Source organism: Escherichia sp. MOD1-EC5495, assembly GCF_002965965.1.
Classification (GTDB): domain Bacteria; phylum Pseudomonadota; class Gammaproteobacteria; order Enterobacterales; family Enterobacteriaceae; genus Escherichia; species Escherichia ruysiae.
This window is the reverse complement of the sequence record NZ_PTRI01000035.1, coordinates 1-9,494: the sequence shown is the minus strand read 5'-3', so window position 1 is coordinate 9,494 and position 9,494 is coordinate 1. Positions and strand designations below refer to the sequence as shown.

General features: G+C 49.7%; 20 protein-coding genes. 1 reads left to right on the top strand and 19 read right to left on the bottom strand.

Features of this window, described 5'->3' with window-relative positions:
• Positions 1–9 precede the first annotated feature (9 nt).
• The 17 genes from rplF to rpsJ form a co-directional block, all read right to left on the bottom strand.
• Positions 10–543 (bottom strand): 50S ribosomal protein L6, encoded by a 534-nt coding sequence (gene rplF, locus BEG40_RS20510; protein WP_000091945.1) that lies wholly within the window; start codon positions 541–543, stop codon positions 10–12.
• Positions 544–555: 12 nt separating this feature from the next.
• Complete coding sequence (rpsH, locus tag BEG40_RS20505) at positions 556–948, bottom strand: 30S ribosomal protein S8 (protein ID WP_000062611.1); 393 nt, start codon at positions 946–948, stop codon at positions 556–558.
• 33 nt (positions 949–981) lie between these two features.
• Complete coding sequence (gene rpsN, locus BEG40_RS20500; RefSeq protein ID WP_001118930.1) at positions 982–1,287, bottom strand: 30S ribosomal protein S14; 306 nt, start codon at positions 1,285–1,287, stop codon at positions 982–984.
• Positions 1,288–1,301: 14 nt separating this feature from the next.
• On the bottom strand, positions 1,302–1,841 hold the full coding sequence (rplE, locus tag BEG40_RS20495; protein WP_001096200.1) for a 50S ribosomal protein L5: 540 nt from the start codon (positions 1,839–1,841) through the stop codon (positions 1,302–1,304).
• Between the two features lie 14 nt (positions 1,842–1,855).
• The gene (gene rplX / locus BEG40_RS20490) at positions 1,856–2,170 is read right to left on the bottom strand and encodes a 50S ribosomal protein L24 (protein WP_000729185.1); all 315 of its coding nucleotides are present in this window, start codon (positions 2,168–2,170) and stop codon (positions 1,856–1,858) included.
• Positions 2,171–2,180: 10 nt separating this feature from the next.
• Entirely contained in the window at positions 2,181–2,552 is a 372-nt protein-coding gene (gene rplN, locus BEG40_RS20485; protein WP_000613955.1) for a 50S ribosomal protein L14, read from the bottom strand.
• A 164-nt stretch (positions 2,553–2,716) separates the two neighbouring features.
• Entirely contained in the window at positions 2,717–2,971 is a 255-nt protein-coding gene (gene rpsQ / locus BEG40_RS20480; protein ID WP_000130100.1) for a 30S ribosomal protein S17, read from the bottom strand.
• The gene (rpmC, locus tag BEG40_RS20475; protein WP_000644741.1) at positions 2,971–3,162 is read right to left on the bottom strand and encodes a 50S ribosomal protein L29; all 192 of its coding nucleotides are present in this window, start codon (positions 3,160–3,162) and stop codon (positions 2,971–2,973) included. The genes rpsQ and rpmC overlap by 1 nt, the downstream gene beginning before the upstream one ends.
• On the bottom strand, positions 3,162–3,572 hold the full coding sequence (rplP, locus tag BEG40_RS20470; protein ID WP_000941212.1) for a 50S ribosomal protein L16: 411 nt from the start codon (positions 3,570–3,572) through the stop codon (positions 3,162–3,164). The genes rpmC and rplP overlap by 1 nt, the downstream gene beginning before the upstream one ends.
• 12 nt (positions 3,573–3,584) lie before the next feature.
• Entirely contained in the window at positions 3,585–4,286 is a 702-nt protein-coding gene (gene rpsC, locus BEG40_RS20465) for a 30S ribosomal protein S3 (protein WP_000529945.1), read from the bottom strand.
• A gap of 17 nt (positions 4,287–4,303) precedes the next feature.
• Positions 4,304–4,636: a 50S ribosomal protein L22 gene (gene rplV / locus BEG40_RS20460; RefSeq protein ID WP_000447529.1), complete on the bottom strand. Its 333-nt coding sequence runs from the start codon at positions 4,634–4,636 to the stop codon at positions 4,304–4,306.
• Between the two features lie 14 nt (positions 4,637–4,650).
• Entirely contained in the window at positions 4,651–4,929 is a 279-nt protein-coding gene (gene rpsS, locus BEG40_RS20455; protein ID WP_001138117.1) for a 30S ribosomal protein S19, read from the bottom strand.
• A gap of 16 nt (positions 4,930–4,945) precedes the next feature.
• Positions 4,946–5,767, bottom strand: coding sequence for a 50S ribosomal protein L2 (gene rplB / locus BEG40_RS20450; RefSeq protein WP_000301864.1), 822 nt, complete (start codon positions 5,765–5,767; stop codon positions 4,946–4,948).
• 17 nt (positions 5,768–5,784) lie between these two features.
• Positions 5,785–6,087 (bottom strand): 50S ribosomal protein L23, encoded by a 303-nt coding sequence (rplW, locus tag BEG40_RS20445; RefSeq protein ID WP_000617544.1) that lies wholly within the window; start codon positions 6,085–6,087, stop codon positions 5,785–5,787.
• Positions 6,084–6,689 (bottom strand): 50S ribosomal protein L4, encoded by a 606-nt coding sequence (gene rplD, locus BEG40_RS20440; RefSeq protein ID WP_000424395.1) that lies wholly within the window; start codon positions 6,687–6,689, stop codon positions 6,084–6,086. The genes rplW and rplD overlap by 4 nt, the downstream gene beginning before the upstream one ends.
• A 10-nt stretch (positions 6,690–6,699) precedes the next feature.
• Entirely contained in the window at positions 6,700–7,329 is a 630-nt protein-coding gene (rplC, locus tag BEG40_RS20435) for a 50S ribosomal protein L3 (protein WP_000579833.1), read from the bottom strand.
• A gap of 32 nt (positions 7,330–7,361) precedes the next feature.
• Positions 7,362–7,673 carry a 30S ribosomal protein S10 gene (gene rpsJ, locus BEG40_RS20430; protein WP_001181004.1) on the bottom strand — a complete coding sequence of 104 codons (312 nt, stop codon included), beginning with the start codon at positions 7,671–7,673 and terminating at the stop codon, positions 7,362–7,364.
• A 378-nt stretch (positions 7,674–8,051) separates the two neighbouring features.
• Between rpsJ and BEG40_RS20420 the strand changes: the two genes are divergently transcribed.
• Positions 8,052–8,519, top strand: coding sequence for a prepilin peptidase (locus BEG40_RS20420; protein ID WP_105286028.1), 468 nt, complete (start codon positions 8,052–8,054; stop codon positions 8,517–8,519).
• On the opposite strand, the gene bfr is transcribed toward BEG40_RS20420, so the two are convergent.
• Positions 8,516–8,992, bottom strand: coding sequence for a bacterioferritin (bfr, locus tag BEG40_RS20415; RefSeq protein ID WP_000675515.1), 477 nt, complete (start codon positions 8,990–8,992; stop codon positions 8,516–8,518). The two genes, BEG40_RS20420 and bfr, sit on opposite strands and share 4 nt — an antisense overlap.
• A 72-nt stretch (positions 8,993–9,064) precedes the next feature.
• Positions 9,065–9,259, bottom strand: coding sequence for a bacterioferritin-associated ferredoxin (bfd, locus tag BEG40_RS20410; RefSeq protein ID WP_000289090.1), 195 nt, complete (start codon positions 9,257–9,259; stop codon positions 9,065–9,067).
• Between the last annotated feature and the right edge of the window lie 235 nt (positions 9,260–9,494).

The following is a 9,494-nucleotide window of genomic DNA, read 5'->3' as shown; positions in this document are numbered from 1 at the left end:
AGTGTTACCTTACTTCTTCTTAGCCTCTTTGGTACGCACGACTTCGTCGGCGTAACGAACACCCTTGCCTTTGTAAGGCTCAGGACGACGGTAGGCGCGCAGATCCGCTGCAACCTGACCGATCACCTGCTTATCAGCGCCTTTCAGCACGATTTCAGTCTGAGTCGGACATTCAGCAGTGATACCCGCAGGCAGCTGATGGTCAACAGGATGAGAGAAACCCAGAGACAGGTTAATCACATTGCCTTTAACCGCTGCACGGTAACCTACACCAACCAGCTGCAGCTTCTTAGTGAAGCCTTCGGTAACACCGATAACCATTGAGTTCAGCAGGGCACGCGCGGTACCAGCCTGAGCCCAACCGTCTGCGTAACCATCACGCGGACCGAAGGTCAGGGTATTATCTGCATGTTTAACTTCAACAGCATCGTTGAGAGTACGAGTCAGCTCGCCGTTTTTACCTTTGATCGTAATAACCTGACCGTTGATTTTTACATCAACGCCGGCAGGAACAACGACCGGTGCTTTAGCAACACGAGACATTTTTTCCTCCGATTAGGCTACGTAGCAGATAATTTCGCCACCAAGACCAGCCTGGCGCGCTGCACGATCAGTCATAACACCTTTAGAGGTAGAAACAACTGCGATACCCAGACCCGCCATAACTTTCGGCAGCTCATCTTTACGTTTATAGATGCGCAGACCTGGGCGGCTGACACGCTGAATGCTTTCTACAACAGCTTTGCCCTGGAAATACTTAAGAGTCAGTTCCAGTTCAGGCTTGGTGTCGCCTTCAACTTTAAAATCTTCAATAAAACCTTCTTCCTTCAGCACGTTGGCGATTGCCACTTTCAGCTTGGAGGAAGGCATGGTGACCGCAGCTTTGTTCGCGGCCTGACCGTTACGGATACGGGTCAGCATATCCGCGATCGGATCTTGCATGCTCATCTGTCTTTACTCCCGTGATTCAATTGGTGACAATTACCAGCTAGCCTTTTTCAGACCCGGGATTTCACCGCGCATAGCGGCTTCACGGACCTTAATACGGCTCAACCCGAACTTCCGCAGGAAACCATGCGGACGACCTGTTTGACGGCAGCGGTTACGCTGACGAGACGGGCTGGAATCACGCGGCAGAGTCTGCAGCTTGAGAACAGCATTCCAACGATCTTCGTCGGAAGCGTTCACATCAGAGATGATCGCTTTCAGTTCAGCGCGTTTCGCGAAGTATTTATCAGCTAAAGCTACGCGTTTTACTTCGCGTGCTTTCATTGATTGCTTAGCCATTTAGTAACCCTACCTTACTTGCGGAACGGGAAGTCAAAGGCAGCCAGCAGAGCACGGCCTTCTTCGTCAGATTTCGCAGTAGTGGTAATGGTAATATCCAAACCACGAACGCGGTCGACTTTATCGTAGTCGATTTCTGGGAAGATGATCTGCTCACGGACACCCATGCTGTAGTTACCACGACCGTCGAAAGACTTAGCGGACAGGCCACGGAAGTCACGGATACGAGGTACAGCAATAGTGATCAGGCGCTCAAAGAACTCCCACATGCGTTCGCCACGCAGAGTTACTTTACAGCCGATCGGATAGCCCTGACGGATTTTGAAGCCTGCAACAGATTTGCGTGCTTTGGTGATCAGCGGTTTTTGACCGGAGATTGCTGCCAGGTCTGCTGCTGCGTTATCCAGCAGTTTTTTGTCAGCGATCGCTTCACCAACACCCATGTTCAGGGTGATCTTCTCGACCCGAGGGACTTGCATGACAGAATTGTAGTTAAACTCAGTCATGAGTTTTTTAACTACTTCGTCTTTGTAGTAATCATGCAGTTTCGCCATCGTACTACTCCAAATTACTTGATAGTTTCGCTGTTAGACTTGAAGAAACGGACTTTTTTACCGTCTTCGAATCTAAAGCCTACACGGTCAGCCTTGCCGGTTGCCGCATTGAAGATTGCTACGTTGGAAACCTGAATAGCGGCTTCTTTTTCAACGATGCCACCCGGTTGGTTCAGAGCCGGAACCGGCTTCTGGTGTTTCTTAACCAGGTTGATACCTTCAACAATGACCTTGCCGGAAGACAGGACATTCTTAACTTTACCGCGTTTACCTTTATCTTTACCGGTTAACACGATAACTTCGTCATCACGACGGATTTTCGCTGCCATGATTCGCTCCTTAGAGTACTTCTGGTGCCAGAGAGATAATTTTCATGAACTTCTCACTACGAAGCTCACGAGTTACCGGCCCAAAAATACGCGTACCGATAGGCTGCTCGCTGTTGTTGTTCAGAAGAACACAAGCATTACCATCGAAGCGAATGACAGAACCGTCCGGGCGACGAACACCCTTCTTGGTGCGCACCACTACCGCCTTCAGCACATCACCTTTTTTGACCTTACCACGCGGAATTGCTTCTTTGATGGTGATCTTGATGATGTCGCCTACGCCTGCGTAGCGACGGTGCGAGCCACCCAGAACCTTGATACACATTACGCGACGTGCACCGGAGTTGTCGGCGACGTTCAGCATAGTCTGTTCTTGGATCATTTTAGTGCTCCGCTAATGTCAACTACTACTGAGACCCGAAAATCAGGTCGTTAAAAATCCCCATATCGAGGGCGCGGCATTATAACACCGCTTCAAAGATATGGGTAGAAAAAATAAACGGCTCATTTCTGAGCCGTTTATTCGTATCGAGAGAGTGTACTGTATTACAGAACCGCTTTCTCTACAACGCGAACCAGCGTCCAGGATTTAGTCTTGGACAGCGGACGGCATTCGCGGATTTCAACCACGTCACCGATACCGCATTCGTTGTTCTCGTCATGTACGTGCAGTTTGGTCGTACGCTTGATGAATTTACCGTAGATCGGGTGTTTCACAAAACGTTCGATAGCAACAACAATGGATTTCTCCATTTTGTCGCTAACAACGCGACCTTGCAGAGTACGGATTTTATCGGTCATTACGCACCCGCCTTCTCGTTCAGTAAAGTCTTAACGCGTGCGACATCGCGACGCACTTGCTTCAACAGGTGAGACTGTTGCAGCTGGCCACTTGCAGCCTGCATACGCAGGTTGAACTGCTCACGCAGCAGGTTCAGCAGCTCGGTGTTCAGCTCTTCAACGCTCTTCTCACGCAGCTCTTTTGCTTTCATTACATCACCGTCTTAGTTACAAAGGTGGTTTTAATCGGCAGTTTCGCTGCTGCCAGCTTGAATGCTTCACGGGCCAGCTCTTCCGGAACACCGTCCATTTCATACAGGACTTTACCCGGCTGAATCAAGGCAACCCAATACTCCACGTTACCTTTACCTTTACCCATACGCACTGCCAGCGGCTTTTCAGTGATCGGTTTGTCCGGGAACACACGGATCCAGATCTTACCTTGACGCTTAACTGCACGGGTCATAGCACGACGTGCTGCTTCGATCTGACGGGCAGTCAGACGACCACGGCCAACAGCTTTCAGACCGAAGCTGCCGAAGCTAACATCCGTACCCTGCGCCAGACCGCGGTTACGGCCTTTGTGCATTTTACGGAATTTTGTACGCTTTGGTTGTAACATCAGCGACGCTCCTTATTTACGGCCTTTACGCTGCTGCTTTTTAGGTTGCGCAGCCGGTTTTTCCGGTTGTTCAACAGCAGCCATACCACCCAGGATCTCGCCTTTGAAGATCCACACTTTAACGCCGATTACACCGTAAGTGGTGTGCGCCTCAGAGGTGTTGTAGTCGATGTCAGCACGCAGAGTGTGCAGCGGTACGCGACCTTCGCGGTACCATTCGGTACGTGCGATTTCCGCGCCGCCCAGACGGCCGCTAACTTCAACTTTAATACCTTTAGCGCCCAGACGCATTGCGTTCTGTACAGCACGCTTCATAGCACGACGGAACATTACGCGACGTTCCAGCTGAGAAGTGATGCTGTCAGCAACCAGTTTTGCGTCCAGTTCAGGCTTACGAACTTCGGCGATGTTGATCTGTGCAGGAACGCCAGCGATGTCCGCTACGACCTTACGCAGTTTTTCTACGTCTTCACCTTTCTTACCGATAACGATACCCGGGCGAGCGGTGTGAATGGTTACACGGATGCTCTTAGCCGGACGCTCGATAACGATACGAGATACGGACGCTTTAGCCAGTTCCTTAGTCAGGTACTGACGTACTTTAAAATCGCTGTCCAGGTTGTCAGCGAATTCTTTGGTGTTCGCAAACCAGGTAGAGTTCCATGGTTTTACAATACCCAAGCGAATACCATTAGGATGTACTTTCTGACCCATTGCTAGTCTCCAGAGTCTCAGCGATCGGACACAACCACAGTGATGTGGCTGGTGCGCTTCAGGATGCGATCTGCACGACCTTTTGCACGCGGCATAATGCGCTTCATGCTCGGGCCTTCGTCTACGAAAATTTTCGTAACTTTCAGATCGTCAATGTCAGCGCCATCGTTGTGTTCAGCGTTAGCAATGGCAGATTCCAGAACTTTCTTAACCAGTACAGCCGCTTTCTTATTGGTGTAGGTCAGAATATCCAGAGCCTGCGACACTTTCTTACCGCGAATCAGGTCAGCAACAAGGCGAACCTTCTGAGCAGAAGAACGAGCATGGCGATGTTTAGCGATAGTTTCCATCTCTTCCTCCTACCTTATTTCTTTTTCGCTTTTTTATCAGCAGCATGGCCGCGATAAGTACGAGTCGGTGCGAATTCACCCAGTTTGTGACCAACCATTTCGTCGGTTACAAATACCGGAACGTGCTGACGACCATTATGGACAGCGATGGTCAAACCGATCATGTTAGGAAAGATCGTTGAACGACGGGACCAAGTGCGCAGGGGCTTCTTGTCTCCGCTTTCCACCGCTTTCTCTACCTTCTTCAGCAAGTGCAGGTCAATAAAAGGACCTTTCTTGAGAGAACGTGGCATGGCTTATCCTCTAAAATTATTTGCTACGGCGACGTACGATAAATTTATCAGTACGCTTGTTGCTGCGGGTCTTCTTACCTTTGGTCTGAACGCCCCACGGGGTTACCGGGTGCTTACCAAAGTTACGACCTTCACCACCACCATGTGGGTGGTCTACCGGGTTCATCGCAGTACCGCGAACGGTAGGACGAACACCACGCCAGCGTGCAGCACCAGCTTTACCCAGAACGCGCAGCATATGCTCAGCATTGCCAACTTCGCCCAGAGTTGCACGGCAGTCTGCTTCTACTTTACGCATTTCACCAGAACGCAGACGCAGGGTGACATAAGCACCATCGCGAGCAACGATCTGAACGTAAGTACCAGCGGAACGTGCCAGCTGACCGCCTTTACCTGGTTTCATTTCTACGTTGTGAACAGTAGAACCAACCGGGATGTTGCGCATCGGCAGGGTGTTACCTGGTTTGATTGCAGCATCAACGCCAGACTGAATCTGGTCGCCAGCTTTCAGGCCTTTAGGGGCCAGGATGTAACGGCGTTCACCGTCTTTGTACAGAACCAGCGCGATGTTCGCGGAGCGGTTCGGATCGTACTCAAGACGTTCAACAACTGCCGGGATACCGTCTTTGTTGCGTTTGAAGTCAACAATACGGTAAGCCTGCTTGTGGCCACCACCGATATGACGAGTGGTGATACGGCCATTGTTGTTACGACCACCGGATTTGCTGTTTTTTTCCAGCAACGGAGCAAAAGGTTTGCCCTTGTGCAGCTCAGGGTTAACCACTTTAACTACGTGGCGACGACCCGGAGATGTCGGTTTACATTTAACAACTGCCATTGTATTACTCCTCCGACTTACTCAGCGCCGCCAACGAAGTCCAGATTCTGGCCTTCTTTCAGGGTGACGTAAGCTTTTTTCCAGTCGCTACGACGACCGATACGCTGTCCGTGACGTTTAACTTTCCCTTTAACTACCAGGGTGTTAACGACTTCGACTTCGACTTCAAACAGTTTCTGCACAGCAGCTTTGATTTCTGCTTTGGTCGCGTCTTTAGCAACTTTGAGTACGATGGTGTTGGATTTTTCCATCGCAGTAGACGCTTTTTCAGAAACGTGCGGTGCACGCAGCACCTTCAGCAGACGTTCTTCACGAATCATGCCAGCATCTCCTCAACTTGCTTAACAGCATCAGCAGTCATTACGACTTTGTCGAAGGCGATCAGGCTAACCGGGTCGATACCAGTTGCATCGCGTACGTCAACCTTGTGCAGGTTGCGCGCAGCCAGGAACAGGTTTTCGTCCAGCTCACCGGTGATGATCAGCACATCTTCCAGAGCCATGTCTTTCAGTTTCTGTGCCAGCAGCTTGGTTTTCGGCGCTTCTACAGAGAACTTCTCGACAACGATCAGACGATCCTGACGTACCAGTTCGGACAGGATGCTTTTCAGCGCGCCGCGGTACATCTTCTTGTTAACTTTTTGACTGTGGTCCTGCGGACGAGCAGCGAAGGTTACGCCACCAGAACGCCAAATCGGGCTCTTGATAGAACCAGAACGCGCACGGCCGGTGCCTTTCTGGCGCCACGGTTTTTTACCGGAACCAGTTACTTCAGCACGAGTCTTCTGAGCACGAGTACCCTGACGAGCACCAGCTGCATAAGCAACAACAACCTGGTGAACCAGCGCTTCGTTGAAATCACGACCGAAGGTAGTTTCGGAAACAGTCAGCGCGCTCTGCGCGTCTTTCAATACTAATTCCATTGCTATCTCCTTACGCCTTCACAGCTGGTTTAACGATCAGGTCGCTACCGGTTGCACCCGGAACAGCACCTTTAACCAGCAGCAGGTTGCGCTCAGCGTCAACGCGTACTACGTCAAGGCTCTGAACGGTTACACGTTCGTTACCCATCTGACCTGCCATTTTCTTGCCTTTGAACACTTTGCCCGGAGTCTGGTTCTGACCGATAGAACCCGGAACGCGGTGAGACAAGGAGTTACCGTGAGTAGCGTCCTGGGTACGGAAGTTCCAGCGCTTAACGGTACCTGCGAAACCTTTACCTTTAGAGGTGCCAGTTACGTCAACTTTTTTAACGTCAGCAAACAGTTCGACGCTAATGCTCTGACCTACAGTGAACTCTTCGCCTTCAGCCAGGCGGAATTCCCACAGACCACGGCCAGCTTCTACGCCAGCTTTAGCGAAGTGGCCAGCTTCAGGCTTGGTCACACGGTTAGCTTTTTTAGCACCGGTGGTTACCTGAATAGCACGGTAGCCATCGTTAGCCAGGTCTTTAACCTGAGTAACGCGGTTTGCTTCAACTTCGATTACGGTTACTGGGATAGAAACGCCGTCTTCTGTGAAGATACGGGTCATACCCACTTTTTTACCGACTAAACCAATCATTGTTTCAACCTCTCAATCGCTCAATGACCTGATTAACCCAGGCTGATCTGCACGTCTACACCGGCAGCCAGATCCAGACGCATCAGAGCATCAACGGTTTTCTCGGTTGGCTCAACGATGTCAACCAGACGCAAGTGAGTACGGATTTCGTACTGATCGCGCGCGTCTTTGTTGACGTGCGGGGAGATCAGAACGGTAAAACGCTCTTTGCGTGTCGGCAGCGGGATCGGACCACGGACCTGCGCACCAGTGCGCTTGGCAGTCTCGACGATTTCCGCGGTTGCTTGATCGATCAGACGATGATCAAACGCTTTCAGGCGGATACGGATTCTTTGGTTCTGCATGAGACCAGAGCTCCAATTATTTTATAAACGAAAATGATTACTCCTCAGACCCATTACGATTGATGGGAGAGTGTAACCGTTCTTACGTAGCCCCCCGATTGGGAGCATTGTTAGGTAGCCAAATTCGGCTAACTGAGGTTCAGATCGAACCTGCTGTCAACTACGACAAGCCCGCGCATTATACGTAAATCTGAGCCTGACGCAAGCATCGCGTAGAAATTAATCGCAACGTGCAGATTGCGAGCTGCATTCCACGAAATTTGTAGGGTTGTGAAGATAGCGTTTTTCACCGGAACCAGATTAACAAAGCAGCGATTTCTCTGTTGCTGAGTATCCAAAGTTATTCGATGGTGATACTCCAACTACAGAGGATATTTTATGGACGCTACCCTTCCCTTTCTGATTTTGTACGCTTGTTTATCAGCCCTACTTTTTTTCTGGGATGCAAAGCATGGCTTGTTACCTGACAGATTTACCTGCCCGTTACTCTGGTCTGGTCTTTTGTTCTATCAAGTTTGTCAGCCTGCCGGGTTAACCGATGCATTATGGGGGGCGACTATCGGTTACGGCGCATTCGCTGTTATTTATTGGGGCTATCGCATACTGCGACATAAAGAAGGATTAGGCTATGGCGATGTGAAATTTCTCGCCGCCCTTGGTGCCTGGCATACATGGGCCTTCTTACCACGGCTGGTTTTCCTTGCTGCCTCATTCGCTTGCGGAGCCGTAGTTATTGGTCTGCTCATGAGAGGAAAAGAATCATTAAAAAACCCGCTGCCTTTTGGACCATTTCTGGCGGCTGCGGGTTTCGTTGTTGGCTGGGATAGTTTGCTGACTGGCAGTTAATCTTTAACTTTAATTTGTGATTGCAGGTAATTCTGCAGGCCGATTTTACCGATGAGATCCAGTTCAGTTTCGAGCCAGTCGATATGACCTTCTTCATCTGCAAGGATCTCGATCATCATATCGCGGCTAACATAGTCATGAACGCTGTCGGCATAAGCGATAGCCTCACGGAGATCCTTCGCACCTTCCAGCTCTAATCGCAGGTCGGATTGCAGCATCTCTTCAACATCTTCACCAATCCCCAGCTTGCCTAAATCCTGTAAGTTTGGGATTCCTTCTAAGAACAAAATACGCTCGATATATTTATCTGCGTGTTTCATCTCATCGATAGATTCATGGTATTCGACGTCATTGAGACGCATCAGGCCCCAGTTTTTAAACATTCGGGCATGGAGAAAATACTGATTGATTGCGACAAGCTCATTTCCCAATAGTTTATTGAGATAATTTATGATTTTAACATCACCTTTCATTTTATAGTCCCTCCGCTTCCACTATTAGAGCGTAGATGGGGCTAGCGGGATGTCAAAAAATAAGCGTGAGCTTCAGGCAATCTCTTTAAATTCTGGCATCTGCATCAACTCGTCCTGCATCACTTCGCGTGCGGCGCGAATGCACTTACCACATTGATTTCCTACAGGAATAAACTTGCGTAATTGTTGGAAAGACTGAGGATGAAACTGACGGACTGCCTGGCGAATTTTTTTGTCACTTACACCATTACACAAACAAACGTACATGATTACTCCCGTTCAAATTCTGCGCAAAGTGTAAATGAGAATAGTTATGATTACAATAGCACAGTTTTATTTGCGCCACAGTTCAGCGAGCGAAATTACGACTAAATATTTCGAGCTCAAATTACGGGCAGCAAAAAGGGCGCCGAAGCGCCCTTTTCAATTCAAAACTAATTAACGAGTAATTAGCTCAGAACTTTAGCTACAACGCCCGCGCCAACGGTACGGCCGCCTTCAC

Coding starts and splice junctions, on each gene's coding strand:
- rplW (WP_000617544.1), bottom strand. CDS start 6,087: ATGATTCGTGAAGAACGTCTGCTGAAGGTGCTGCGTGCACCGCACGTT.
- rplC (WP_000579833.1), bottom strand. CDS start 7,329: ATGATTGGTTTAGTCGGTAAAAAAGTGGGTATGACCCGTATCTTCACA.
- rplF (WP_000091945.1), bottom strand. CDS start 543: ATGTCTCGTGTTGCTAAAGCACCGGTCGTTGTTCCTGCCGGCGTTGAT.
- rpsQ (WP_000130100.1), bottom strand. CDS start 2,971: ATGACCGATAAAATCCGTACTCTGCAAGGTCGCGTTGTTAGCGACAAA.
- rpmC (WP_000644741.1), bottom strand. CDS start 3,162: ATGAAAGCAAAAGAGCTGCGTGAGAAGAGCGTTGAAGAGCTGAACACC.
- rplX (WP_000729185.1), bottom strand. CDS start 2,170: ATGGCAGCGAAAATCCGTCGTGATGACGAAGTTATCGTGTTAACCGGT.
- rplB (WP_000301864.1), bottom strand. CDS start 5,767: ATGGCAGTTGTTAAATGTAAACCGACATCTCCGGGTCGTCGCCACGTA.
- rpsS (WP_001138117.1), bottom strand. CDS start 4,929: ATGCCACGTTCTCTCAAGAAAGGTCCTTTTATTGACCTGCACTTGCTG.
- rpsH (WP_000062611.1), bottom strand. CDS start 948: ATGAGCATGCAAGATCCGATCGCGGATATGCTGACCCGTATCCGTAAC.
- rpsC (WP_000529945.1), bottom strand. CDS start 4,286: ATGGGTCAGAAAGTACATCCTAATGGTATTCGCTTGGGTATTGTAAAA.
- rplD (WP_000424395.1), bottom strand. CDS start 6,689: ATGGAATTAGTATTGAAAGACGCGCAGAGCGCGCTGACTGTTTCCGAA.
- rplV (WP_000447529.1), bottom strand. CDS start 4,636: ATGGAAACTATCGCTAAACATCGCCATGCTCGTTCTTCTGCTCAGAAG.
- BEG40_RS20420 (WP_105286028.1), top strand. CDS start 8,052: ATGGACGCTACCCTTCCCTTTCTGATTTTGTACGCTTGTTTATCAGCC.
- bfr (WP_000675515.1), bottom strand. CDS start 8,992: ATGAAAGGTGATGTTAAAATCATAAATTATCTCAATAAACTATTGGGA.
- rplP (WP_000941212.1), bottom strand. CDS start 3,572: ATGTTACAACCAAAGCGTACAAAATTCCGTAAAATGCACAAAGGCCGT.
- rpsN (WP_001118930.1), bottom strand. CDS start 1,287: ATGGCTAAGCAATCAATGAAAGCACGCGAAGTAAAACGCGTAGCTTTA.
- rpsJ (WP_001181004.1), bottom strand. CDS start 7,673: ATGCAGAACCAAAGAATCCGTATCCGCCTGAAAGCGTTTGATCATCGT.
- rplN (WP_000613955.1), bottom strand. CDS start 2,552: ATGATCCAAGAACAGACTATGCTGAACGTCGCCGACAACTCCGGTGCA.
- bfd (WP_000289090.1), bottom strand. CDS start 9,259: ATGTACGTTTGTTTGTGTAATGGTGTAAGTGACAAAAAAATTCGCCAG.
- rplE (WP_001096200.1), bottom strand. CDS start 1,841: ATGGCGAAACTGCATGATTACTACAAAGACGAAGTAGTTAAAAAACTC.